23 protein-coding genes and 1 tRNA gene are annotated in these 25,062 nt (G+C 41.7%); 1 reads left to right on the top strand and 23 read right to left on the bottom strand.

From position 1 onward, the window contains the following. Positions 1-196: 196 nt before the first annotated feature. Both NBH16_RS12700 and tamL read right to left on the bottom strand, forming a co-directional pair. Positions 197-270, bottom strand: a tRNA-Arg gene (locus tag NBH16_RS12700). A gap of 78 nt (positions 271-348) precedes the next feature. Continuing rightward, on the bottom strand, positions 349-2,709 hold the full coding sequence (gene tamL, locus NBH16_RS12695; protein ID WP_005865267.1) for a translocation and assembly module lipoprotein TamL: 2,361 nt from the start codon (positions 2,707-2,709) through the stop codon (positions 349-351). 76 nt (positions 2,710-2,785) lie between these two features. Between tamL and NBH16_RS12690 the strand changes: the two genes are divergently transcribed. Then, entirely contained in the window at positions 2,786-3,553 is a 768-nt protein-coding gene (locus NBH16_RS12690; protein WP_057329213.1) for a TrmH family RNA methyltransferase, read from the top strand. Here NBH16_RS12690 and NBH16_RS12685 read toward each other — a convergent pair. The 21 genes from NBH16_RS12685 to NBH16_RS12585 form a co-directional block, all read right to left on the bottom strand. After that, complete coding sequence (locus tag NBH16_RS12685) at positions 3,476-3,820, bottom strand: hypothetical protein (RefSeq protein WP_250788685.1); 345 nt, start codon at positions 3,818-3,820, stop codon at positions 3,476-3,478. The genes NBH16_RS12690 and NBH16_RS12685 overlap by 78 nt on opposite strands. A gap of 9 nt (positions 3,821-3,829) precedes the next feature. Beyond that, complete coding sequence (locus NBH16_RS12680; RefSeq protein WP_008778515.1) at positions 3,830-4,615, bottom strand: DUF4296 domain-containing protein; 786 nt, start codon at positions 4,613-4,615, stop codon at positions 3,830-3,832. After that, positions 4,616-5,233: a lipoprotein signal peptidase gene (locus NBH16_RS12675; RefSeq protein ID WP_005865261.1), complete on the bottom strand. Its 618-nt coding sequence runs from the start codon at positions 5,231-5,233 to the stop codon at positions 4,616-4,618. Next, on the bottom strand, positions 5,234-5,614 hold the full coding sequence (locus NBH16_RS12670; RefSeq protein ID WP_005855535.1) for a TraR/DksA family transcriptional regulator: 381 nt from the start codon (positions 5,612-5,614) through the stop codon (positions 5,234-5,236). Positions 5,615-5,782: 168 nt separating this feature from the next. Further along, positions 5,783-9,205, bottom strand: a complete 3,423-nt coding sequence (ileS, locus tag NBH16_RS12665; RefSeq protein ID WP_005865260.1) for an isoleucine--tRNA ligase — start codon at positions 9,203-9,205, stop codon at positions 5,783-5,785. A 60-nt stretch (positions 9,206-9,265) separates the two neighbouring features. Further along, positions 9,266-10,309 (bottom strand): DUF3810 domain-containing protein, encoded by a 1,044-nt coding sequence (locus NBH16_RS12660; RefSeq protein ID WP_250788684.1) that lies wholly within the window; start codon positions 10,307-10,309, stop codon positions 9,266-9,268. A 46-nt stretch (positions 10,310-10,355) separates the two neighbouring features. Then, on the bottom strand, positions 10,356-10,826 hold the full coding sequence (locus tag NBH16_RS12655) for a D-Ala-D-Ala carboxypeptidase family metallohydrolase (protein ID WP_005865254.1): 471 nt from the start codon (positions 10,824-10,826) through the stop codon (positions 10,356-10,358). A 12-nt stretch (positions 10,827-10,838) separates the two neighbouring features. Continuing rightward, positions 10,839-11,036 carry a hypothetical protein gene (locus tag NBH16_RS12650; protein WP_005865252.1) on the bottom strand — a complete coding sequence of 66 codons (198 nt, stop codon included), beginning with the start codon at positions 11,034-11,036 and terminating at the stop codon, positions 10,839-10,841. 5 nt (positions 11,037-11,041) lie between these two features. Further along, entirely contained in the window at positions 11,042-11,491 is a 450-nt protein-coding gene (locus NBH16_RS12645; RefSeq protein ID WP_005865250.1) for an HU family DNA-binding protein, read from the bottom strand. A gap of 200 nt (positions 11,492-11,691) precedes the next feature. Next, positions 11,692-12,195: a hypothetical protein gene (locus NBH16_RS12640; protein WP_130882283.1), complete on the bottom strand. Its 504-nt coding sequence runs from the start codon at positions 12,193-12,195 to the stop codon at positions 11,692-11,694. Positions 12,196-12,551: 356 nt separating this feature from the next. Then, positions 12,552-13,412 (bottom strand): fumarate hydratase, encoded by an 861-nt coding sequence (locus NBH16_RS12635; RefSeq protein ID WP_036613479.1) that lies wholly within the window; start codon positions 13,410-13,412, stop codon positions 12,552-12,554. Next, positions 13,405-13,914 carry a fumarate hydratase C-terminal domain-containing protein gene (locus tag NBH16_RS12630; RefSeq protein ID WP_036613448.1) on the bottom strand — a complete coding sequence of 170 codons (510 nt, stop codon included), beginning with the start codon at positions 13,912-13,914 and terminating at the stop codon, positions 13,405-13,407. Before NBH16_RS12630 ends, NBH16_RS12635 begins: the two co-directional genes overlap by 8 nt. 18 nt (positions 13,915-13,932) lie before the next feature. Next, positions 13,933-15,078, bottom strand: coding sequence for an HpcH/HpaI aldolase/citrate lyase family protein (locus NBH16_RS12625; RefSeq protein WP_250788683.1), 1,146 nt, complete (start codon positions 15,076-15,078; stop codon positions 13,933-13,935). Between the two features lie 56 nt (positions 15,079-15,134). Next, a complete protein-coding gene (locus tag NBH16_RS12620; RefSeq protein WP_250788682.1) occupies positions 15,135-15,968 on the bottom strand; it encodes a peptidase in 834 nt (277 codons plus the stop codon). 127 nt (positions 15,969-16,095) lie between these two features. Beyond that, the gene (gene aepY / locus NBH16_RS12615; RefSeq protein ID WP_130882285.1) at positions 16,096-17,226 is read right to left on the bottom strand and encodes a phosphonopyruvate decarboxylase; all 1,131 of its coding nucleotides are present in this window, start codon (positions 17,224-17,226) and stop codon (positions 16,096-16,098) included. Next, positions 17,226-18,197, bottom strand: a complete 972-nt coding sequence (locus NBH16_RS12610) for an aldo/keto reductase family protein (protein ID WP_005855512.1) — start codon at positions 18,195-18,197, stop codon at positions 17,226-17,228. Before NBH16_RS12610 ends, aepY begins: the two co-directional genes overlap by 1 nt. Positions 18,198-18,269: 72 nt before the next feature. Further along, on the bottom strand, positions 18,270-19,838 hold the full coding sequence (locus NBH16_RS12605) for an oligosaccharide flippase family protein (protein WP_087346113.1): 1,569 nt from the start codon (positions 19,836-19,838) through the stop codon (positions 18,270-18,272). A 25-nt stretch (positions 19,839-19,863) separates the two neighbouring features. Then, positions 19,864-21,309 carry an O-antigen polysaccharide polymerase Wzy family protein gene (locus NBH16_RS12600; RefSeq protein ID WP_130882286.1) on the bottom strand — a complete coding sequence of 482 codons (1,446 nt, stop codon included), beginning with the start codon at positions 21,307-21,309 and terminating at the stop codon, positions 19,864-19,866. 16 nt (positions 21,310-21,325) lie between these two features. Beyond that, on the bottom strand, positions 21,326-22,330 hold the full coding sequence (locus NBH16_RS12595) for a glycosyltransferase family 2 protein (protein WP_087346120.1): 1,005 nt from the start codon (positions 22,328-22,330) through the stop codon (positions 21,326-21,328). Between the two features lie 19 nt (positions 22,331-22,349). Continuing rightward, the gene (locus NBH16_RS12590; protein ID WP_130882287.1) at positions 22,350-23,765 is read right to left on the bottom strand and encodes an MmgE/PrpD family protein; all 1,416 of its coding nucleotides are present in this window, start codon (positions 23,763-23,765) and stop codon (positions 22,350-22,352) included. A gap of 12 nt (positions 23,766-23,777) precedes the next feature. Beyond that, positions 23,778-25,049: an ATP-binding protein gene (locus tag NBH16_RS12585; protein WP_005855502.1), complete on the bottom strand. Its 1,272-nt coding sequence runs from the start codon at positions 25,047-25,049 to the stop codon at positions 23,778-23,780. Positions 25,050-25,062: the final 13 nt, after the last annotated feature.

Below are 25,062 nucleotides of genomic sequence, written 5' to 3'. Positions count from 1 at the left end.
AGTCTTTTAATGCTAAAATTAAGGCGTTTAGAGCTGCTTTAAGAGGAGTAACGGATATAAAATTCTTTCTTTTCAGACTTACAAAGCTGTATGCTTAATCCCCCAGGTTTATCGGGTGAGCCATCAAAACAAGCAAAAGAAAAAAACTGGCATCTGATTATAACAAAAAAGGGAGACTCTTTTAGAATCTCCCTCGTGATCGGGCTGGGATTCGAACCCAGGACCCACAGCTTAGAAGGCTGTTGCTCTATCCAGCTGAGCTACCTGACCATCCTTATTTTCGTGGTGCAAAGGTAAGGATTTTTCTTTTCCTTGCAAACTTTTAGTACACTTTTTTACATATTGAATTTAGAATGGATAACCAACGGCAAAATGCAAGGCGAAATTATCCTTGAAATTAGGACGGGTTATCGCCCAACGCCTAGACTTTTTCTCCTGAGGATTATAAGCCTTAAAGCCTGTATCTAAACGTAGTAGAAAGAAATCAAAGTCCAAACGAAGTCCCAAACCATAGGAAACAGCGATCTCCTTATAAAAACGAGAGAAATCAAAGTTTCCAGCCTTATAGCGTTCATCTGATACATTCCGGGTCCATATGTTTCCGGCATCTATGTAAGCCGCCAATTCAAACTTCCAAAAAAGTTTCGTTCGATATTCCAAGTTCAAATCCAAGCGGATATCCCCCGATTGAAGAGCGAAAGAAGTCGTGCTGTCAACTTCCATACTACCCGGACCTAACTCTCGTACAGACCATCCCCGGACACTATTCGCTCCCCCCGAGAAATAAGCACGCTCAAAAGGTAAATAGTTTGAGTTACCATAAGCCATCCCCACTCCCACTCCTATATGGAAAGCTAACTTGTTACGACTGTCAAGCACGATTCCTTTACTAAAATCGAAATCCAATTTCACATATTGCGCATATTCCGTACCAAACAACTCATAATAACCGTCATCATTTTTCTTCGCCCCCGTAAGATGCGAAAAGGCACTCAACAAATTCCCTGCGACCTCGACCGACGCACGTAGGGAATGCGTGTTTCTCAAACGATTCTGGGGAGAATAATTGCTGAAGGAATAAGTATATCCCGAACTCATGATAAAATGGTTCGTATAGTTATACAACACCATATAATCCGGCAAGCTATTGATAAAGTCCATATTCTTATCCGGCAAATACACATAATTCAAGTCTACAAGCTTAAAGGTATGGCGTGCCTGTGTATTGCCCCGATCTTGCCAAATATAACTCCAACCACCAGATAGAATCGCCCTCGTATACTCCGGACGTTTTTGCAGGTTGTAACTTATTTTCGCTTCAGTTGACGCACGTAGCCGCCTACGAAAATCCGAACTCAAGAACGGGAACAAGAAACGAGGAAACAGCAAGGACCCTTCCGCACCTAACTCCCAGTAATTACCAAAGCCATTCGCCTTATTTCCGGATAACGCCTCGTAAGCCCCTCTCACCCTCGCCGAGAACAGCTCCGATCCTCGGAAGATATTCCTATGCTGATAATTCAAGCTGGAGGCAAACCCATAGTCACCCGCCGAGTTAGTACCTTCCAAATCCACTCCCACTGTATTTATCTTCGCGGGAGAAGTGAGAATGTAACAATCCAACTTCATCGTATCCCGCTCCTCTACTTCCGTAAAACGTATATTTACGTTCCTCAAAGCCCTTAGAGAAGCGAACGCCGAATAGGTCTGCTCTATATTCTTCTCACTAAATAATTGCCCCGGACGAATATAAGTACTCCTCCGGAGCACGCTCGGACGGATACTCTTCCCGTTCCGGCCATATACGATATTCACCCCTGCGCTGAGCATCGTATCTGTAGCCATGAAACTAGCGTCCTCTCCTACCCCCATCGGATTATAATCGGTTAAGACCGTTACATCCTTAATATAATACTGACGATGCGGCTGATCCTCTACCGACCCATTGGGCAACACCTTCCGATAAGGTTTCATGGACATATCAAGATCCACGACATTTTGGTTAAAAGAACTATCAGCGATATATCCTAAATAATCCCGATTAAAACCATAATACCCGTTCCAGCGAAGTAAGGTCGTAATACGCTCCCGCTCCTTGTCCAATATATCCCGGTCAAATAAAGTTCCTTCCTTAACTAATTGGTTATACTCTTCCTGTGAGGACCGGAACGCAGAAGCTAAGGGAGAGCGGCGAGGCGCTTTCAGATGTGCCAAACTATCAATTTTCGGATCGGGGAACTTCATCGTGTAATTGCGTATCCTATACGGATCGTTCGCCTTTATATGGTAAGTTACAACCGCTTTCTTATGGCGTGTCGTATCGATCGTCGTTGATACATCCGCATGGACATACCCTTTATTAATGTAAAAACGCTCTAGTTCCATGGCGGACTGTTCCACCAACATCGTATCCAGCACCACGGGAGGCTCACCAATCCTACGTAACTGTTTATTGATCCATTTCTTCTCATTCTTACCAGACCAATCATAGACAAACAACTGCCACTTCATCAGACCAAACACCTTGAAGTTTGGTTGCTGCCTAAGATAAGATTTTAAATCCGCAGACTTATAATCCTTGTTATCCGACACGATCTCCACCTTATCCAGCAAATATTCCCCATCCGGCACAAACTTGGTCGTACTACAAGAGGCTAGCAGTAGTACGATACAGATAAAATAGCATATACGTAGAGATCGATTCATCATTCCAAGCTTTTTACGATCGCGAATGTACTGGAATTTAAAGAATTTACCGTACTTTTGTTTTGTAAAAAGAACTAAGATGCTAAGCAAGACCAAAGTCAAATACATCCGTTCTCTGGAATTAAAGAAATTCCGGAATGAAAATAATGTTTTTGTAGCCGAAGGAAATAAATTGGTAGCCGATATGTTACCGGCCTTTGAATGTGAGTTATTAATAGCCAAGCCATCTTGGATGGCTACACAAGGCGATATTCCGGCCAAGGAGTTATTGGTAGCGGAAAAAGATGATATTCGTAAAGCCAGCTTCCTGAAAAATCCCCAAGATGTACTCGCGATCTTTAAACGCCCCAATTGGGATATAACGGAAATAACGCCGGAAAAGGAGCTTGTTCTCGCATTAGACGGAATCCAAGATCCGGGCAACTTAGGTACGATCATCCGGTTAGCGGACTGGTTCGGTATTTCCCATATCGTATGCAGCAAAGATACCGCCGATGTTTTCAGTCCAAAAACCGTACAAGCCACTATGGGTGCGCTCGCCCACGTAAAAATACATTACACCGATCTGGAAACGTTCTTACAGGCCCAATCTGCCCAAGCCATACCTTTATACGGCACCTTCCTTGGCGGAGAAAACTTATATGAGAAAACCTTATCCGGAAACGGTATCTTAATAATGGGTAATGAAGGAAATGGAATACGTCCCGCCATCGAGGCTTTTGTAAACGAAAAATTGTATATCCCGAACTATCCGGAAGGAAGAGACACCTCAGAGTCTCTCAATGTGGCCATCGCTACAGCCGTGGTCTGTGCCGAGTTTCGCAGACGCCAAGGGAATCCCGCTTAAACGATATATATGGACTGAACAACCCGGCGTAATCTTTTCGGTTAACGCCGGCCAAGATCCCATCACCTGCTTAAAACCAATCGCCGGTTCCGAGGAAAGAACCGGCACCAGCACTCCATCATAAAAAGCGGTTCCAGCTATCTCCTCATTCAACGGGTAAACACCATGAAACGCACCATTATCATCCAGTTCGATATAATGCATACGATAAACCTGCTTACACCAAACGTAATGAGCGGCAATTCTTCTCATAAGTACAATAAACAAATAGAGAGATTACTTAATAGAATCCTTGGGTAATTCGGCAAGCTCCTTACCATAGTTATATTTCATCAAGCTTAAGCTATCTATATACACCTTATAATAAGTCGTATCCATATTATCCATACGGATATATCCAAACACACGCTTTACTTTCTTAGTTGGTATAGTCTTCAAGATCGTCTCGTGATATCCATCTTTCGTGATCTTACTATTCACCGTCAAGGTCGTATCACCTTGGTCCGCGCTTAAACGTACCTCCGGCTTATAAGCCATTTTGTTATTCAATCCCCAGACACGCATGCCCAGCACGAAACTACTGCCCGAGGAATAATTCGTTTCCGGACGTATATCGAAAGTCACCCCATTAAATACAGAGGTAGGAGACAAGACCAGATAAGAACGGCGAGGCCAAATATCCACGGAATCCCGGTTAGATACGGGCGCAGCGTCCGCCTGCACATCCCCTAAGTTATTGATCCGTTTATTAAGATCGGCCAAGACCCGGTTGTAGACCTCCATGTAAATATCCAAGTTACGGCCGTACCACACCAACGAGCTATCATACACCGCTTGTGTAATATCATGCTTACGGAATACAGACTCATACAAGGCAAGCTTCATGGTATCGGATTTATAAGCGTTATAATCCACATTTACCATGGCCTCAGCCAGCAACATATCCGTCAAGACACCCTGCATCTTTTTCTCCGACAGAATACCATCCGGAACCTTACTACATGCCGCCAGCAACGTCGTGGCTAATAAAGCCATACCATATATCCGTAATTTTCTCCGCATTTATTTCTCTTCTTTCGAAAGGCTAGCCGACAAAGTATGCCGATAAAATATTAACAAAAGGAAAACTCCCACGCAAATCGCCGAGTCCGCCAAATTAAAGATCGGACGGAAGAAAACGAACTCCTGTCCACCCCAGATCGGAACCCAATCAGGGAATACGGTCTCTATCAATGGAAAATAGAACATATCCACCACCTTACCGTGCAGCCAAGAGGCATAACCACCTCCCTCCGGCATAAAAGTAGCGAGTTGCCCGAAACTATGGTCGAAGATCACGCCATAGAATATCGAGTCGATTATATTTCCCACCGCCCCCGCGAAAACCAAAGATATACAGGCAATAAAACCGAATTTATAATTTTCTTTAACCAGCTTATACAAATAATATCCGATAAACAATACAGCCACGATACGGAATACGGAAAGGAATAATTTCCCAATCACCTCTATACCGAATGCCATACCCGGATTCTCGGTAAAATAGAGATAAAACCACGGAGTTATCTCTATACTCTCATGCAACTGCATGTGGGTCTTAATCCATATTTTCAGCGCTTGGTCAAGAAGAAGGAGCAGTATTATGATTAACACTGCTCCCCAACCTTTAGAATATCTCATTTACTTTGCACCTCCTTGTTTTGCTTCGATACTTAAAGTCGCATGAGGCACGGCACGTAGCCTTTCTTTCGGGATCAATTTACCAGTCTCCCGGCAAATACCGTAGGTCTTATTCTCGATACGGATCAAAGCGGCCTGTAAATTCTGGATGAATTTCATCTGGCGTTGCGCCAAACGGCCCGCCTCTTCCTTCGATAACGTAGAAGCGCCTTCCTCCAGCACCTTGAATGTAGGAGACGTATCAGCCACGTCGTTACCGTCGGAATTCGTAACCCCTGATCGCAAAAGCTCGTAATCCCGCTTCGCGATTTCCAGTTTCTCTAATATAATAGCGCGGAACTCCTCGAGCTCAGCGTCTGAATATCTTGTCTTCTCTGCCATGGTTCTAAAAAAAATTTAGGTTCAACAATCGTTCAAATATCAATCAAAAAGAAGAATTAAGAATGAATATAAAATCATATTATTTCTTCTTTGCATGCAAAGATAATATAATTATCGATTTTCCTATATTTCATTCCTAATTCTTCCGCAAGAAATGCTATTCTATTTTTAAGCTTTCTCGATCTTTACGGACAATTTAAAGTCCTCGAAATCGAGTTCCGTAGCGTCGCTGATCGCATTATCCATGATTTCGATAGATTCCGCCAATACTTGGTTAGCGATATAATCCTTATAATCATGGATCGCCTCATCCATCTCCTCGCAAGAAAGAATGGATACATGGATCTTATCCGTTATATCGAAACCGCTGCTCTTTCGCAAGTTTTGGATACGATTCACCAACTCACGGGCCAGCCCCTCCTTACGCAAATCCTCGGTTACGGTAATATCCAAAGCGACTGTCAAGCGACCTTCATTAGCGACCAACCAACCCGGGATATCCTCAGAGATGATCTCTACATCCGTACGCTCCAAAACGGCCTCCTGTCCATCTACCATCAAGGTAAACGTTCCGGCTTTCTCGAAAGCGTTGATATCTTCTTGGCTCATCGATTGAATCGTGGCGGCCAACGCCTTCATGATCTTTCCGTAGCGCGGGCCCAACTTCTTAAAGTCCGGTTTGATCTTCTTCACCAAGATACCTGCCGTATTATCCACGAACTTCAGCTCCTTCACGTTCACCTCGTTCAAGATCAGGTTCTTCACGGCCTCGATACTCTCTTGTTGATGAGCGTCTACAACCGGAATCATTACCGTATGCAACGGCTGGCGAACCTTGATATTCACCTTGCGGCGAAGAGCCAATACCATAGAAGAAACATCTTGAGCCATTTGCATACGCTCTTCCAAATTCTTGTCGATCTTAGACTCGTCGTAAACCGGGAAATCGGACAAGTGTACGGACTCAACGTTCTCACGTCCCGTAACAGCGACCAAGTCCAAGAATAACTGATCGGCATAGAACGGAGCGATCGGAGCCATCAACTTAGCCACTGTCTCCAAGCAAGTATATAAAGTCTGGTAAGCGGACAACTTATCCTCCGTCATACCACCACCCCAGAAACGGCGGCGGTTCAAACGCACATACCAGTTACTCAAGTTATCATTTACGAAATCAGAGATAGCACGTCCGGCACGAGTCGGCTCGTAAGCCTCCAAGTAGCCATCCACATCCTTCACCAAGCTGTTCAACAGAGAAAGGATCCAACGGTCAATCTCCGGACGCTTACTCCATTCCACATCCGGATCGGAGTAGTCGAAGCCATCCACGTTCGCGTACAAAGCAAAGAATGAATACGTATTATATAATGTACCAAAGAACTTACGGCGAACTTCCTCGATACCATCGATATCAAACTTAATATTATCCCATGGTGAAGCGTTCGTGATCATGTACCAACGCAACGGGTCCGAACCATACTTCTCGATCGTAGAGAATGGATCAACAGCGTTGCCCAAGCGTTTAGACATCTTGTTTCCGTTCTTATCCAATACCAGACCGTTAGACACGACAGCCTTGTAAGCCACGCTATCAAAAATCATGGTACCCAGAGCGTGCAGGGTAAAGAACCAACCGCGTGTCTGGTCAACACCCTCAGCGATAAAGTCAGCCGGATAGATCTGACGATTATCGAACTCCTTCAAGTTCTCGAACGGATAGTGGATCTGGGCATAAGGCATAGCGCCGGAATCGAACCATACGTCGATCAAGTCTGTCTCACGCTTCATCGGCTTGCCGGAAGCGGAAACCAAGATAATATCATCCACATACGGACGGTGCAAATCGATCTTCTCGTAGTTTTCCTTCGTATAATCTCCCGGAGCGAAGTCCTTATAAGGGTTAGACTCCATAAAGCCGGCCTTCACCGATTTCTCGATCTCGCCGAACAGCTCTACCACGGAACCGATACACTTCTCCTCGCTACCATCTTCCGTACGCCAGATCGGTAACGGAGTACCCCAATAACGGCTGCGGCTCAAGTTCCAGTCTTGCAAGTTCTCCAGCCATTTGCCGAAACGTCCCGTACCCGTGCTCTGCGGTTTCCAGTTGATCGTATTGTTCAACTCGATCATACGCTCACGGCAAGCGGTCGTACGGATGAACCAGCTATCCAACGGATAATACAATACCGGTTTATCGGTACGCCAGCAATGCGGGTAATTGTGGACATGCTTCTCGATCTTGAACACCCGGTTCTGGGCCTTCAGCATCATGCAGATCTCTATATCTAACGTCTCATCTTTATCCGTCTTCGTATCATCGTAAGCGTTCTTCACGAATTTTCCTTGCCATGGATCATAATCAGAGGCGTTCATACAATTTTGTACAAACTCCGGAGCCAAGTCTTCCAGCTTATAGAACTTACCGGTCATATCCACCATAGGGCGCATATTTCCATCCTTATCCTGCATCATCAAAGGAGGAACCCCGAATGTTTTTGCCACACGGTTATCGTCCGCACCAAACGTCGGCGCGATATGTACGATACCCGTACCATCCTCTGTCGTAACGAAATCACCCGTGATCACACGGAATGCACCTTCACCCGGATTTACCCATGGGATCAATTGCTCATATTTCATACCGGCCAACTCGGAACCCTTCCACTCACCTACTACGCTGAAAGGAACCAGCTTGTCACCCGGTTTGTAATCAGACAAAGAAAGCTCCGCTGCTTTCGGATTGAAATAAGCAGACAATAAATCTTTCGCTATAACAGCAGTCATCGGGATACCCGTGTAAGGATTATAAGTCTGTACAGCCAGATAAGTAATATTCGGGCCTACACAAAGCGCCGTATTGGAAGGCAACGTCCAAGGAGTCGTTGTCCATGCCAAGAAATAAGGATCGCCGAATTGTGCCATCTCCGGTTTCGGGTCCAATATATGGAACTGTGCCGTACAAGTCGTATCCTTCACGTCACGATAACAGCCTGGTTGGTTCAACTCGTGCGTGCTCAAGCCCGTACCCGCGGCGGGAGAATACGGTTGGATCGTATAGCCTTTATATAAAAGGCCTTTCTTATAAAGCTCTTTCAATAGATACCACAAGGTCTCGATATAGCGGTTATCATATGTGATATACGGATTCTCCATATCCACCCAATAACCCATCTTCTGCGTCAGATCCTCCCACTCTTTCGTGAACTTCATCACGTCCTTACGGCAAGCGGCGTTATACTCAGCGACAGAAATCTTCTTACCGATATCTTCCTTCGTGATGCCCAAAGCCTTCTCCACGCCTAACTCGACAGGCAGACCGTGTGTATCCCAACCCGCCTTACGATTCACCAAGAATCCCTTCATGGTTTTATAGCGGCAGAAAATATCCTTAATCGAACGGGCGATAACATGGTGAATACCCGGCATACCGTTTGCGGATGGAGGACCCTCGTAGAATACGAATGTAGGATGTCCCTCTCTTGTTTCAAGACTCTTATGGAAGATGTCTCCATCCTTCCATTTCTTCAGCACCTCTTTATTTACGTTCGACAAGTCAAACTTAGAATATTCGGTAAATTTCTTACTCATATCGCGATGTATTTATCTTGCTTCTAAAAAATTGCCGCAAAGTTAGTGATTTCTTTCGAATTAGACAATAGCGATCAATAAGGCGATCACCTCCGAATAATTAGCGGTTCCAGTAGGTATCTTATTGCCTTTCAGGAAAAGATTATAGACCACGTCTTGTGCCTCGCCGATCAACGGGCTGTATAAGGATTGCCAATAGGCGACTTTCTCGTTATACAAGTCCTTGATCTCGGGGCGTAATCTTTTCTTCCATGCCTCAAAAGCGTCCTTATCCAAAGCCACATATGCGTTACTCAGCGCATAAGGCAGCAAAGAGAAGTAACCAGAGAACCGGATTTCCGGCACGGAAGAACCCGTGCATATTAAATAACTGTATAGATTAGCCTCGGCCTCGTTGGATATACTAAGCACATGAGCCATCTCATGGGCGTAGGTGGCGGGATATTGCACGGGCAAGAGCTGGCCGTTCAAATTGAACTCCGTAAAAAACGGCCCCATATATCCCATCACCCCTACTCCACTCATCAACCGGGAGAACAGCATCGTTTTAGGATGAAGATAGGTTCCGGGAGTGGTAAGCCCGAAACGAGTAGGCAATTCCCGATATCCTTCCTGCACCGCCTCTTTCACGACCTCCCGATCGATCGTCTCTATCGGAACCCATGAGGCGTTCAGGGAATCCGTGTAGGCATCCAAGAAGGATTGGAAATGTTCCGAGGAAAAAGGCACATAAGTGGTTCGCGTACGAGTGAAAAAATCTTCCCGGAAATAATTCAATCCCCAAGCGATATAGAACCAGACATACACCCATGCCAGATATTCCACGACATGCCTTATTGTCCTCCCGATCCTCCGCCTCCTTATAATCGCATACGACAGATACCCTAATAACCCGGCGATGCTACCATAAATAAAACAATCCCCTACGGAAAAAGGGAACAAGCAGGAGAAACGAGATAGCATACCCGATACCCATGGATAAATCGAACGGGAATACCATTCGCCTAATCTGGGATTTCCCATCACGATCCATATTGCGACAAGAAAAATCGCCAATATAATCCAACGAACACGTATCTTTTTTAGATATTCAAGTTTAATCATAGGAGGCAAATATATCATATCCTTTTCAGTCCACACAGTTTTATTATTAAAAAAGAACTAACGCTCCACAACTACAGAACATACAGACAACACAAAGCATATAAACTAACACTTGCATCCTGTTATTTCCATTTATCTTTAAGGAAAGATGCAAAAAACGTCTTCGTCCATATAATATAGCTTGGTCAAATACTAAACCGGAACATTGCAATACATCCAACAATTTTTCCGGCCCATCGGCAACATAGCAATCTGCCGCTTCTCCTTTCAAGTGTTGGCTGGTAACGACCCCGCCAGCAAGACGATTTACCTTCTCATTCCGATATCCACTCAATATAGCAATCGGTGCCCCATACAATAGACGTAATGGTTCCAATAAACCAACTGCCAAATTTTGAAGCGCTAGACATGCACAAGGAGGAGGCTGATTATTTATCGCATTGTCCACGGCAATACCACTATAAGTAAACTCATCCAAACAAAAATGCTCTGTTAACCTTTTATCATGTCTTTCCATAATTTTCAATTTTCAATTATTAATTTTCAATTTATAAGAGTAGTCCACTCCAAAAAGGGCCCCGGCAAACGTACTGATCTCACCGAAAGCCACCAGTACACTGTTATCGATCAATCCTTGCGGATCAATCCAGAATCCGCTGAAGAGAAGTGTGATCCCGCTCATTGAGAGCAGGATCGCAACAATTAATTGAATCGTCAAACGCCTCATAGCTCTTAGATTTCATCCGGACTTTCACTATCACTCCCGTTTCCACCCGTATCTTCTTCATTTGGAAGCACAGTCTTCTCAAAACTTGTCCGGCTCTTGGCTACGCGTAGCGCCTTGCCCGGGTAGAACCGTACTTTCGGCTCCCGAATCAAGTTCGTTGAAAACGTCTTCTCATCCGGTACCCCCGACGATCCGAAACAAAAGCGGAAAAGTCCCAGCTCACCTACACTGACACGCCTGCCATGCTGTAAATGACGGACCAACACCACATTCATACGATCCAGAACCGCCTTCACGCTAGCGCTACCTACACCAGAGCTATCTGCCACCTCCTCCGCAAATTCATCAAAAGTAACCAGATCTCCATACACCATTTGAGCGTATACCTTTTCAGGAATAGATTCGTGATCCTCACCTAGATTCTTTCTCATTACTAATTTAAATTTCAATGCCATAACTATACGTTTTTAATGAATAAATGAATGTAACCATGCTTCGAACACATGACAAAGGTATAATAGCCACAAAGCCTGACTTCGATGACGCAAAACAGTTAACGACCTAGCAGCCAACACACACATTCCCAAATCAACGAAAAACACACCAAATTTCATCGACTTCAATCCACGTACATTTAACATTTATCAATAAAGAATCACATCTCATCCGTTATTTCCCTCTTCCCCGCCAGTTCCAAAATATCACTTGGTAATATATTCAATGCGCTCAAACGGCTAGCCAAGGATTTCGGCAAGACCTCCGAATTAGGATCCGATAAACTCCGGACGGAAAACGCCATACATAAACAAGCCGCCAAATGAGAATAAGGCAAACGCCCATCCCGATCCGTAAACTCCACCAGCTTCGCCATCCGCAAAAACAAGTCCGGTCGATGCAACTCATAACGGGCATTCTTCCACGGCGTATGCCTTGTCAAATACCACACCATCAAGTTCTCCCCTCGCTCCCTATCCAAATAACCATCCACCAATCTCCGATATCCCATCGGCAACTCTTCATAATGCCCGAAAGCCAGCTTACAAAACCCCAGCAAATGCCTTTCCCTATCTTCCGCCGACAATCCGGCCAGACGCACACTAAACAACTCAACGGTAGGCCAACCCCGAAATTCGCCTAATAGTCCCTTCAAATCTTTCATAAGATTTTTCATTTCCACGATCACAGGGGGAATATTTATCCCTGCGCCGCAGAAGGCCGAATCCCACATTTATATATGGATCATCAAGGCATACATAAAAACAGAACCGGCCTCCTTACCTCCCCGAAGGGAGAAAGAAGACCGGTACAAAATCTTTATTCTATATCGATTCTACAGTCTATTCTATCATCTACACATTCATCATCGCACCTTTGTGGTTCTCATTTCTTGCAAACACTTCCATGGAAGTTCCTCTTTCTTTTTTGGCGTTATACCGATAAGCATATCGGCGATATGTACTCCCATGATTGACACCATGGGAGTTGAAGACATAGAAGAGGAGATATATCCCCTTATTACTCAAGTTCAACACTCGCTATCCTCGGTTCAAAGCAACAGGTCGGACGAACGCAGACTATCCTAACGCCACTTGCACGCTGTGGACCAACCTTCATAAAGGTCGCAATCACGCTCGTCTTACCATGAAGGCCAAGAGGTCCTATATTTGCTTCATTCACACGTCTCGTTATTTCCTGCTCCATCTCGCTTTGAAAATCATATCTACCATCCACTTGAGCCTGAAGCATCATAGATGTAGCTTCAAAATGGCTTCTCCCAACACCCACAGCCAATGTGCATGGTGAACATCCGAGCTGAGTAACACCTTCTGTCGCCCAGTTTACGATTTCATCTAACACCACCTGCGTATTGTGCTTATGGAATACACGGTAAGTTTTTGCCCTAATAGCAGGACCGCCACCAAACATCAAAATGTGCAGTCTAATAACATTGTCTTGACAGCGTCGGATTAATATCGGAGCAGGTTCCACTCCTGCACTATCAGGATTCAAACCACCGGACTGATCAATTCTATGGCTGTCATCCCCCATAATGCCCATTGGTCGTCCAGGAAGTCTACGCAGACCTTCTGCAATTCCTTCCCTAATAGCGTCCAGCATCCGACCGGTCACTGCCGCATCCTGACCAACCTCCAGCACCATGTGCGGGATACCGGTATCATCACAAAGTGGACTATGATTTTTCTCCGCAGCTTCCGCATTCGCAAGTACGGTCTCCAAAACCCACTTAGCCCTCTCGTTATCTTCCGATGCGATTACTCTTTTATAAGCTTTCTTCTTATCTTCTCGGAAAGTGGAGCCTGCCTCTACAAGCGTATCGCAAACAAGCGAAACTATTTTCTCATAATTCTTATTCATAAATGCTCCTCCCATGTGCAGCCGCAATAATAGCCGGATATTGTACTACTTTCAACTGATATAACGCTTCCATACCAAGTTCCGGGAAAGCCACAAGCTTCTGCTCAATGGTTTTATCTGCAAGCAAGGCCGTCACTGGCGGAATAACCGCATAAACAGCATTATATTTATGTAAAGCTTCCACTGTTTCCTTATGGATTGCCCCTTTGCCAAGATGCAGCTTGATTCCCGCTTTACTCAATGGTTCCATACTACTCTCAATCTCCAGTTTATTACTGGATGTAGGTCCCACACCTGCAGGGCTGACCGCAGTATGGAAAATAACATTTCCTTGCAGAGAAATACCAAGCCCATCTACTTCGCCCTCTTTTACCATTTTAATGACCTTAGGTAATACAGCATCACGACCACAGAGGATATAACCGGTTATGGTGACGGTATCTCCAACTTGCAAGATTGCCGCTGCTTCTTCTGTGATTGGTGTATGTATTTCAACACTCATGATATTCTCCTTGTCATATTACTCATTTACAGCAAACAACTTAACATAAGCACCTTCATTCTCAATAACGCTAAATGCACGTGCCCTGTTGTAAACCTTCTTCGCCCAATTGGTGTGCGGCTTGATTTCATTCATCTTATTGCCGCCAGAACTCTTTACCACACCACCGCCTGTACCGAGAATCTGACAGGCATCGTCGTACTCTTCCTTTGTAACCGCCATCAATGCATTGACAAACTTCACATGGGTGGGATGGATGACAGTACGCCCAACAAATCCATTCGCTTTATCTTGAATGACCTCCCTAAGCAGTCCATCAATCTCATTATTTACAATAGGCAACCTCTTCATCAGATAGTCCTCAATGCCATGATTCGGAAGCTCCTCAAACATCAATTCCTTTGGAGCACGAAAATACTCCCAGACAGGACCGGAAATTACATAATCATTGTCGCGTCCACAAACATTGATGATATCAGACAAGCACTCACGCACCGCCATAATATCATAAATCGAATAATCGACACCACGACGCACACCAAATACGGAGCTAAAATCCGTACCTCCGACACGAACCTGTAGCACCAGATCACGATACTTGTCCAAAATCTTTTTAATACCCATCAACTCTATCATGCGAGTTTCTTTATAAGCAACTTCCGCATCCTCAATAATCGGCATACCATAGAGGATCTCACCAAAGCGGTCATTCAGATCTCGTAGGTATGCATAATATTCATAGCCATTCTCGGCGTTAAATTTCGGGAAGTTAATACCACACAAGGACTTAACCTCCTGTTTCGTCAACCTTTCTCCAAATGCCTTGAACTGAGCAAGATTACGAATACGGACAAAGATCAGCGGAACCTTATCGGCATCCAACGTTCCATTTTCCACAGCTTCCGTTACCGTTGCCAACAGATGATGAACGTTATCCATAGCTTCTGGAACTTTTTCTTCCGGGCAGGCATCCTCAAAACAGAGAACTATGGTTGTCAGACCTTGTATTGAGTTATTTAATATTTTTGGAGTAAAGTCCTTGAACCCCGGCATGTACATGGTTGCTCCAAGGCAATACTGAAGCAACTCACGGTCAGTATACTTATTAAAATGCTCAGGTTCCACTACAAATTTGAAACCCGGATTATACAAATGATGTCTCATGATTATTCTTTTCTTTTCCTTTTCTATCTATTCGTCTGAACTTCAATCTTAATATCTTAAAGTAGACTGCCTCTCGGAGACCAAACAGCTTCCGGATAATACTCATCAATCATGCGCTTCACAAGGCAGCACTGTTTTGCGCGCTTACGCGCATCGTCCTCGGTACTGCTCCAGCTGTGAGTCACAGCCACGGAACCTCCGGTCTTAAGGTAAATCGGTGCGGCTATACGGATCATTTCCGGCACTTCGTAATGACGGATAAACCCACCTGTGGATTTCGGGTTTTCGGTATGAATGTCGATTGGACAGTCCACTGCCTGACGCATAGCCGCTAACATTTGGAGCTGAATGTCACGAACAGGATTTATAGAGTCTGCTCCAATTCTTTCCAACAACTTTGCGGAACAAGGATTTCCGTGTCCCGTATGGGCAGATACCTTAAAATGACAGTCCGTAGGAATCTCTCCTGCTTTGCGCATTTCGTTCAATGCCCACAGGCATCCTTCATCATAAACAAGGAAGCTACGGCATCCGAGACGAGCGGCACGTTTCACATCCTCTATGGCGCGAACAATCTGCTCCTGACCACGCAAACGATACCCCATACGAACACCCTCCTCCGTATGTACCGACGCAGACGTGTCCGTGGTTGCACGGGGGCCGATGGCAAGAATCAGATCAGTCTGCCATTTGTGGGCAAGCTCCACCATCTTACCAATCTCCTCATCTGTCAAACGTATAATACCCTGAGTCTGCGTTACACGGTGCAGGTACAAACCGTACCCATCCATTGCCTCCAAAAGAGCCTGCATTACTTTCGGGCCTTGAATTCCGGGAACTTCAAAGCGGTACTGGCCACCATCCGCAAATCGTTTTTCAGAAGTAGGCAAATCGTATGCATCCCCTCCGGGGAGACCGATTGACTTCAGAAATTCTCTTGTTTTTTCCATACTGTTCATGATTATATTTCTCCCTTCCGATTAATACGGGACTTTGTTTTGTTACCCATTATTATTTTTATTCGTTCAAATCATCTATCAGGTCATTTATCACTTTTCTGTGCTCAAACACAATCGGTGGCAATTTTCTGCTCAATCCCTTATGAATTCGGCAATCAATGAAAGACGCCTTGCTACAATCACGTAGAATTTCCAAAGCCTCCTTCAGCTCCACCTTTGTTGTTACAGGATGTCCGACCGTCGCATATCCGCATGCCTCCGCTATTTTGGTAAAGTCAACCTTATGACCGGCAGATGGTTGCCCGCCCACAGACTCATGCGCTCCATTGTTCAAAACGATATGCATGAAGTTTGGAGCATCAAGCTTGCTGACCATTGTCATTGCCCCCATATGCATCATGCAGGCACTATCACCATCCAAAGCAACAACCTTCCGTTCAAGTCTCTCCAGTGCAATCCCAAACGCCACAGAGCTTGCATGTCCCATAGAACCGACATTGAGAAAGTCATGCGCTTTTGTTTCACCTCTCTTTTCTCGCAAGAAAAACAGTTCTCTAGTTGCTCTTCCTGTCGTTGCGGAATAGATGGTATTCTCCGGCATATTGTTCAAAATGATTTCTATTGCTTCTTCCCTACTCATTGGATAAGTATTGTCCACGTTATTCGGCTTATCACTCGCCGCCATGACACCCTTTGGTGCGATCAAACCGTAAGGCTGTCGGGATTCTTTACAATATTTGACCGCTTTCTCCACTGTTTTAGCAAACTTATCATCGTCATCATCAAGGATGGTGTAGGGGATGTGCATGATTTCCAGCAGTTCGGGTGTAATCTCCCCCTGTAGCTTATGCTGCGGATGATTCGGCTCAGAGTTTCCTTGCCCACGCCAGCCGACAAGTAAAAGCATAGGAACAGCATACACATCCTTATCCACAAGACTTACCAAAGGATTCACCGTATTCCCCAGTCCACTGTTCTGCATATAGACAAGAGGAATCTCTTTAGTTGCAAAATAATGTCCGGAGGCAATACCTACCGCATTCCCCTCATTGGCCGCAATGATATTTCTACTTCCACAATTGTTTAGGGCATAATTACAGAAACCATTCAAATAAGAATCCGGTACACCCGTAAAGAATGTAACACCATGCTTTGCCAACACATCAAATACTCTTTCTTGATTCAGCATTATTTCTTCTCTCCTCCCACAGAGCCTTTACCTTTATACAAAGTGAAGTATTCAGGACAATCCGCTTTACAGTGCTGCCAGGCTTTTTCAAAAGCATCCACGACCGCATCCGACAAGGGACCCGCTTTCACTGTTTCCATATTCTGCTTCAGGTGATCCGCCTTGGAAGCACCGATGATAATCGCATCCCCACGTTCCACATTCAACATAGAATGATAAGCAAGCCAGCGATAAGTTGCTTCAATAGTAGTAATACCCTCTTCCTCGCAGGCCAATTTGATAATTTCCACAGCATCGAAATAGCTCTTTTTCCAGTAACGCTTCTGGTAGTTCGGACGATGCGTGAAGCGCCCATCCATCGGAGCGTCCTCATATCTTCCATAACGTCCTGTAAGTAATCCGCCAGCCATCGGATTATAGGCATAGAAACGAATCCCGAAATGATTCAAGCATTCGTTCAGCTCAGTTTCTGCTTTTCTAGTCAAAGGGTTGTAAATACCCTCGAACACAGTCGGCAATACCCAACCGTTCTTATGGCAGATATGCCATACATCCACAACCATCCATGCCGGAAAATTAGAAAGTCCTAACTCTCTGAATTTTCCTTCTCGATAGAGATTATTACAGGCCTCCAAAACGTTTTCCACCGGCGTTGCAGGATCGGGAAAATGAAGATAGAAAATATCTACTACAGGAACCCCTAGCCTTTTTAACGACTCGTTTAGTTGAATATAGGCAGCTTCTCCGTCCAACTTACCGGTAATCCGAGGATTCACTTTTGTTGAAATTTTATACGGGCTGCGGAGTTTAGGCAGAACCTCTCCCAACAGCTTTTCACAGTTCCCTTCGTTGTAGACATATGCCGTATCAAGCTCCTCATATCCCGCATCTAGAAACATCTCTACAAACTCATCCACATTCGGAGCGAATACGGACTCTCCGAATGTCATTGTTCCAAGTACTAACTTCATTCTATATCTTCTTTTATGATTTTTATAACCCTCCGAACTTTCGTTCCTTCAATATCAACCAACAGATACACTTCATCTCCAGAAAGTCACTTTCCTTATAAATATCCATACTAATTTTTTAATATAATTAAACGTCCAAATCCGCTCCGTCCATTTCATTCCAAAAATCAATATACACATCAATACGTAAAAAAAAGACGCAGCCATATAAAGCACAACTTTAGAAAATTCCTCGTTTTCTGTCATATGAATCAAGAAGAATGGAATAAAAGCAAACAAAGAAGATATACCAATCGGATATAAGACTTCTCTAAAATAACAACGATAGGAAATAGATATTTTACTCAAGACAATCCAAATTCGTATGCCCTGTGTAAAAAGTTCAACAAAAAGGTAGATACACATGACAATTTCTGGAGAAATATGATAAAATTCCAATGCCAGATAAGCAATAGGAACAGTCAATAAAAGAGAAGTCCCTTCGTATATTTGAAATTTCTTTATATCCCCCGTCGCATGAATTGCATCAATCATAGCACCACGTAAAGGCCATAACAACGCAACAATAAACATTATACGCACAAAACCAGCTGTATATTCAGGCACATTTCCTAACCACATTTTTAATATTGGATTTATGCATAATGTAAGTGGCAAAACTATTAATAGCATCAAAAAAAAGCCATACTTTGAAGACATAATAATCAATTTATGCATATATAGTATATCAGACATAGCATATGATTTTACAATCTGAGGTCTAACTGCTGTTTGAAAATTTTGCACAAAAGAAACAACAGCAGCTTCTACTTGGACAGCAATAGCCCGTGCGGCATTGACTGCAGGGCCAAAAAAAAGATTTAAAAGTATATTAATACCCTGTGTATATCCCACAATCGCAAAACTTCCATTTAATGTCCATCCTACATAAGCAAAAATTTTTTTCAGCCATTGTACATTCCAAACTAACTTAACCTTACATTCCGGGAAATGGATAGAACAATAATAGCCATATACTATCCGTATTAAAAATTGAACAACAAAGAGAAGTACAGCATATATAATTAATTTATCCTGAGACGTATAAATCAAAGTCCATGCCACTAATAATTTTAGAAAAACCTCTATTATAGAAATATAAGCAAAAGCCCCCATCCGCTCATGCGCAATAATCAAAGCATTATAAGGTATATTCACAAAAGTAACAACTGCAATTAAAATAGAACTATGATACACCCATAAAGCAGCGGTCATTCTTTCTGCTGGTATAACCAATTTATTACATACAAACCACAAACCAACAGTCTCCCCTACAAGAACAAGAAGTCCAGCCAAAAGAAGATGAATACAGATCACTGTTGAAAAAATTTGTTTCAATTCTTCCTTGTCGTCCTTTCCTAAAGCAAATGTGATAAAACGGGTACTGGCTCGTGACAATGTATTAACTATAATATTCAGCATTGCTACTACACCTCCAACTACATTATATATCCCAAAATCTTCAACACCCAAGACTTTCAATACTACACGTGAAGTGTAAAGGGACACTAACATTATTAGAAACATCCGAATATATAAGAAAAACGTATTTTTAGCGATACGTTTATTATTTTTGGAAATACTATTAGAATCTACTACCATTACACTAAAAAGAGCTTATAACAAGTTATCTTACAGATCTATTATTCTTTGTCATGTAAACATTTACAAAAATAAAGATCAGCAAAAATGGTCCCCAAGAATTAAAATACAAAAATGATCCCCAAAAAGCATCGAACGTCGCTCTTGGGGCTTTAAATATTGCATCTATCATAAACAATCCAATCGCAATCTTCCATATATTCCCTTTATTCACCGCATTTTTCAATAAAACACACAACAAAATACCATATATAACATTGCCTAAAAAAACTCCGATATAGCCAAAATCAACATATAATTCTTCTATATAACAAGAACCATACCCCATACCCGTCAAATAGGTTGTTGGATTAGCATTATATGACACAAAATCCGCAAGACTTGTTCCAGAGATTGCGGTTTCCAGCGATTGCCGTCCAAATTCAAAGTTTAAGTTTAAATTCAATAGATAATCAATCCAACTATCTTGTAGCCACTTTAAAGTATTATATAACGAATAATAGGCATCAGGATTTAGCCTTTCCTCAAATAATTCTGCATATTTGATAACATTTATAGAGGTTCCTTGGCGAACAAAAAAACCCAGTAAAGGAGAATATTCTGAAGCTATACCTACAGCATGTTCTGATCTGACATATTCAAAAAAATACATAAACATTAACAATACTGGTAGTAATGCGCATATGTAAATTAATTGTTTTTTACTAATCCAAGGCCTTCTTTCAGGATTAACAACATTTCGTAGCATCATATAAGCAAATATGATCAAGAATCCAGTCATAAAATAAATCCGTCTCCCTGTTCCTAACGACAATAACAGGTAAAAAGAGTACATTATAATAACTATTTTAGCATCTCTTTTTGTGGGCATTGTTGCAAGATACAAAAAGAATGCAGATGGAGCCATATAGCCAAACACTCTTATAAAAGCAGGTACTCTACTCAAATATGACAAATAGTAACTTATATATCCATATTGAATAACATAAAGAACATTATCTAACAAGATAAGCATCCACAATGCATACGACACAAAAAACAAATATTTACTAACAGTTCTTACGTTCACGTAATAAGCACTATTATAATCCACTGCTCTAAAAACAGGCTTATTTTCTTTTGTTTTATCTGCCAATAAATATCCAAACATCAATCCTGTCAGCGCAATCAATAAAACCAAATCAGCATGTAATTCTATATCTTTTGAAAAATCATAGCCATACACATTTAAGAATTTATCGAACAACTGTCCACCTAATAGAAAAGTAAAGAAACAAAGTAAAAACGAAAATAAAAAAATATTATCATAAATATTTTTAATAGAAAAATACATACCTAATAAAAACATCATGCAAGGAAGAATTATTACAACTGAATAGTCTCTTACCGCAAGAATATATATCGATATTAAGGAAAACACTAAACTAAATCGAAATATAATATTAAATTTAAATCTATCTACTTTCATCATTTCTATGCGCTTTTAACTATAAAAATATTTTATTTCGATAAAATTTCAGCAAATATCTCCAATATATAATTAAATACACATGATTACTCATTAGCCAAATATAAGATTTCAGATATGAGATAGTATTCATCTTAAAAATGACATAATTCAAATCTTCATCCAAAATTATTTCATACAGCTCTTTTCTAAACATATCCTTACTCTTTTTTCGGGACACATTATTTAAAGCTATCAAAGAACGCTGAACAAGCATCACTCCTAATCGTCTCTTAATCCCCTCGTCTTCTGGAAGTTTTTCTAGCAACCCATGGTATATTTTTTTCACTGAACTCCAATACTTTGGAACATATCTATGAGTTACTGAATTGCTGACTTCAATATAATGATACAGAGGTTTATCTCCCAGTAAATACAATCTCTTTATGCGAAAATGAAGTTGTACAAAGAAGTAATAATCTTCACTTCGTATCATTCCTTTTGCATATCGGATTTGAGGATTCTCCAAAACATCTTTTAATATCATTCTCACTGGAGAATAGGGAGGTATCCTTTTAGCAGACACATCGCTTATTAAGTCAATTGCTATTTTCCTTGCTCCTTCCCCTACATATAATCCAGCATCATATTTATATTCATGTTTTACAATAACGCCAGAATGTTCTTGATCATACCCACAAATAACCATTTCCGCATGATTAGTTTCTGCCGCATTAACCATTTCTTCAATCATACCACATTCAACATAATCATCCGCATCCACAAAAGAAATATATTTACCACTAGCACTATCTATTCCGACATTCCGAGCTGTAGCAGGTCCTGCATTCTCCTGATTAATCAATATAATCTGAGAATATTTATCTCTATATGTTTCACAAATATTCCGACTACTATCAACAGAGCCATCATTTACTAAAATTATCTCTACATCTTCATAAGTCTGTACAACTAAACTATCAAGACACCTACAAAGTGTTTTTTCCGCATTATATACAGGGATAATAATCGAGACTTTAGACATATCAGCATTCTTTTACACGTTAACAATCCTGTTGATCTTTATAACCCAACAATCGCAAATCCTTATCGAAAAACAACATAATCGATCCGAAAGGTTCATCAACATCAATATCCATACACCTATTTATCAATAAATTAGACATTTTTTCCGAGATAACTCCATATGAACATGCGTACATTTTAACTCGTAAATTATTCCAATCAAGCGATCCTATTCCTTCCCCTTTCGGTATTAATATCGTTTCCTCAAAAATTTCCCCATCACACAATACAACTTTTATTCGGGAACCTCTGATCCCACACGCTCTATCTTCCATCAAAGGATCTGGTACTAATTCTATTTTCGCTAACAAATCATTTATTACAGAATCAATCCTTTCAACCTGAAGATCCTCTATAGAGAAATCTCCATTGTTGAATGCTACAGCTATCGCATAATAAATTGAGAATTTCGCCTCTTCTTGTGAACGTGGATTCCGAATTATTCCTGCCGACTTAATCGCACTTGGATAAATATTTACTTCAATTTTCTCTATAATATCAGGCAAAAAAGTTTTTTTATCCCCCATTCGTTCCCGTATTTTCAGAATACTATCAATACAACAATGTGTATGACGGCATGTTGGATACAGCTTCAAATAACTTTCACAAATTGTAAAATCCACGCCAAGACCTCCCAAAAGGATAGTTTCATCAACATGATCCGTAAAAGCATGAAACCACCCTTTTTTACTCTCCAATGGATTTTGTGAACTCAATAATCCCTTCTCTGCCATTAAAGCAGAAAGAACACCTATCCTTGCCGCATTTGCAGGATTAATCGGCTTACACCTTTGCCCACTCTCATCTATAATAATCAAACCACTAGACTGAATCGCTGCTAAAGACACACTATTATAAACTCCACATCGATCTAATCCCATTAGTTTTGCACAAGCAGCCCCACAAGCCATTGCTCCTGCAATCCCCGTTGAATGAAAACCTCTGTTATAAAGTCCTGGCTGTGCAGCACCTGCTATCCTATTAAAAAATTCATATCCTACATTTATTGCGACAATAATATCCTTCCATGTTACCCCCAGCTTCTCACCCAACGCAAAAACAGAAGATATCACATGGGCTCCGATATGACCCGCAGATTTCCGATTACCATCATCCATATCTGCGCCATGCGCATAAACTGCGTTCATAAAAGCCGCATTAGCCACTGGATATTTTTTCTTCTCAAATAATATTGATGCCTGTTCTGTTCCACTATCTTCTTTTATAATGGACATTACCACCTTATTGAACTGCTTATTAACTCTATATCCTGCTATACTAGCTGCATAATAATCAGCTATAAACAATTTTGTCTGTTCAATGACACAGGACGGTAAATCCTTATATTTAAGCGCAACAACAAAATCAACTAAGATATCAGTATATCTCTTCATGCTCAAACTTACTTATAATATACTAATTTTTTGACAGAGTTTCATATTTTCCCCATCTATACCTTTCAGTTGAATTGCATTATATACTTTATTTATAATCCGATTCAGCTCTTCTCTACTCTTAGCTTCTATATGGAATCTTGCAAATACCTGCTGCAAAGTACCTATCATATTTACTTCATCTCCCACATGAAGCAATTGTATTGTATTAAACACCTCAGGTATTTTTGCTACACGATCCATACCCTCGATTTCAGCAATAGTTCCTTTCTTTGCTAAAATTGAATAATTGGCGAGAAAGCGGCCATTCATATCTACGCTTATTCGTTCGATAAGGTTTTCATCTCCTAAATACATCCGTCCAACAAGTGACGTGTTTATCATAAATTCCAATGGATTCACATCAAAAACATGCTTTGTGATAAAATACGATAATCCTCCTGAAAACCTAATCCCTGGATCATAAGGCCGGATAATTTCTCCATCAACAAATGCTTGTATGAACATAGTTCCATTATAAATATTGAAATCTTTAAGCATTTCAACCATCTTCGAATGCAACGTTTCAAAATATAGCTTCACATGTTTTGATGGATATATAGTACAATCCGCTATTGCTCCTACATTCTTTTGCTCTCTATTAACAAATCGATCATTTATTTCCCATACATATATATTTCCACGATCAAATAAATATTTAATGGTAATCTCCGGGCAATCCATATATTTTTCACATAAAAACCGATTTGTCCTTGAATATAATTTCGCTTTTTGAATTGATTGCTTCAATTCTTTTTCCGAATTACATATTGAGATTCCTTTTGACCCGCAACTATCAGCTGGTTTCAAAATAATCGGATAGGCACTTCGGGGTATTTGAACTGAATCAGAATCATTTGACAACTCGTAAGTCTCTACAATAGGAATACCATACTTTATACAGTTTCTCTTAAAATTCTTTTTATCCTGTAATTCAACCCATTGATTACGATTTACATAGAAATCAAGACCTATATTCTCTGCCACATCAACCACACTTGTTATAATGTCCTCATTTCCTATAACCAATATGCCATCAACAGCATGTTCTAGCACTATTTTCTTCAGACATTCCCTATCGCAAACATCAATAATATATTGTTCATCTGTCAATGCTTGTATATCTTGCGGTATTGATTTCCCTGCAACTAGCAACTTTATACCATGACTCTTAGTATAGAATGCAATATCAGTTATTGAAGCACTCCCACCTATATATAAAAGACGTTTCCCTTTCAATTCCATAACAACACTTATG

Source organism: Parabacteroides sp. Y3-G-102, assembly GCF_023656845.1.
Taxonomy (GTDB): domain Bacteria; phylum Bacteroidota; class Bacteroidia; order Bacteroidales; family Tannerellaceae; genus Parabacteroides; species Parabacteroides distasonis.
This window is presented reverse-complemented; position numbering and strand designations above follow the sequence as displayed.

Bases quoted from the DNA above. Each gene is read 5' to 3' on its own strand.
- tamL (WP_005865267.1), bottom strand. From the start codon at position 2,709: ATGATGAATCGATCTCTACGTATATGCTATTTTATCTGTATCGTACTA.
- NBH16_RS12690 (WP_057329213.1), top strand. From the start codon at position 2,786: ATGCTAAGCAAGACCAAAGTCAAATACATCCGTTCTCTGGAATTAAAG.
- NBH16_RS12680 (WP_008778515.1), bottom strand. From the start codon at position 4,615: ATGCGGAGAAAATTACGGATATATGGTATGGCTTTATTAGCCACGACG.
- NBH16_RS12675 (WP_005865261.1), bottom strand. From the start codon at position 5,233: ATGAGATATTCTAAAGGTTGGGGAGCAGTGTTAATCATAATACTGCTC.
- NBH16_RS12670 (WP_005855535.1), bottom strand. From the start codon at position 5,614: ATGGCAGAGAAGACAAGATATTCAGACGCTGAGCTCGAGGAGTTCCGC.
- ileS (WP_005865260.1), bottom strand. From the start codon at position 9,205: ATGAGTAAGAAATTTACCGAATATTCTAAGTTTGACTTGTCGAACGTA.
- NBH16_RS12660 (WP_250788684.1), bottom strand. From the start codon at position 10,309: ATGATTAAACTTGAATATCTAAAAAAGATACGTGTTCGTTGGATTATA.
- NBH16_RS12655 (WP_005865254.1), bottom strand. From the start codon at position 10,826: ATGGAAAGACATGATAAAAGGTTAACAGAGCATTTTTGTTTGGATGAG.
- NBH16_RS12650 (WP_005865252.1), bottom strand. From the start codon at position 11,036: ATGAGGCGTTTGACGATTCAATTAATTGTTGCGATCCTGCTCTCAATG.
- NBH16_RS12645 (WP_005865250.1), bottom strand. From the start codon at position 11,491: ATGGCATTGAAATTTAAATTAGTAATGAGAAAGAATCTAGGTGAGGAT.
- NBH16_RS12640 (WP_130882283.1), bottom strand. From the start codon at position 12,195: ATGAAAGATTTGAAGGGACTATTAGGCGAATTTCGGGGTTGGCCTACC.
- NBH16_RS12635 (WP_036613479.1), bottom strand. From the start codon at position 13,412: ATGAATAAGAATTATGAGAAAATAGTTTCGCTTGTTTGCGATACGCTT.
- NBH16_RS12630 (WP_036613448.1), bottom strand. From the start codon at position 13,914: ATGAGTGTTGAAATACATACACCAATCACAGAAGAAGCAGCGGCAATC.
- NBH16_RS12625 (WP_250788683.1), bottom strand. From the start codon at position 15,078: ATGAGACATCATTTGTATAATCCGGGTTTCAAATTTGTAGTGGAACCT.
- aepY (WP_130882285.1), bottom strand. From the start codon at position 17,226: ATGCTGAATCAAGAAAGAGTATTTGATGTGTTGGCAAAGCATGGTGTT.
- NBH16_RS12610 (WP_005855512.1), bottom strand. From the start codon at position 18,197: ATGAAGTTAGTACTTGGAACAATGACATTCGGAGAGTCCGTATTCGCT.
- NBH16_RS12605 (WP_087346113.1), bottom strand. From the start codon at position 19,838: ATGGTAGTAGATTCTAATAGTATTTCCAAAAATAATAAACGTATCGCT.
- NBH16_RS12600 (WP_130882286.1), bottom strand. From the start codon at position 21,309: ATGATGAAAGTAGATAGATTTAAATTTAATATTATATTTCGATTTAGT.
- NBH16_RS12595 (WP_087346120.1), bottom strand. From the start codon at position 22,330: ATGTCTAAAGTCTCGATTATTATCCCTGTATATAATGCGGAAAAAACA.
- NBH16_RS12590 (WP_130882287.1), bottom strand. From the start codon at position 23,765: ATGAAGAGATATACTGATATCTTAGTTGATTTTGTTGTTGCGCTTAAA.
- NBH16_RS12585 (WP_005855502.1), bottom strand. From the start codon at position 25,049: ATGGAATTGAAAGGGAAACGTCTTTTATATATAGGTGGGAGTGCTTCA.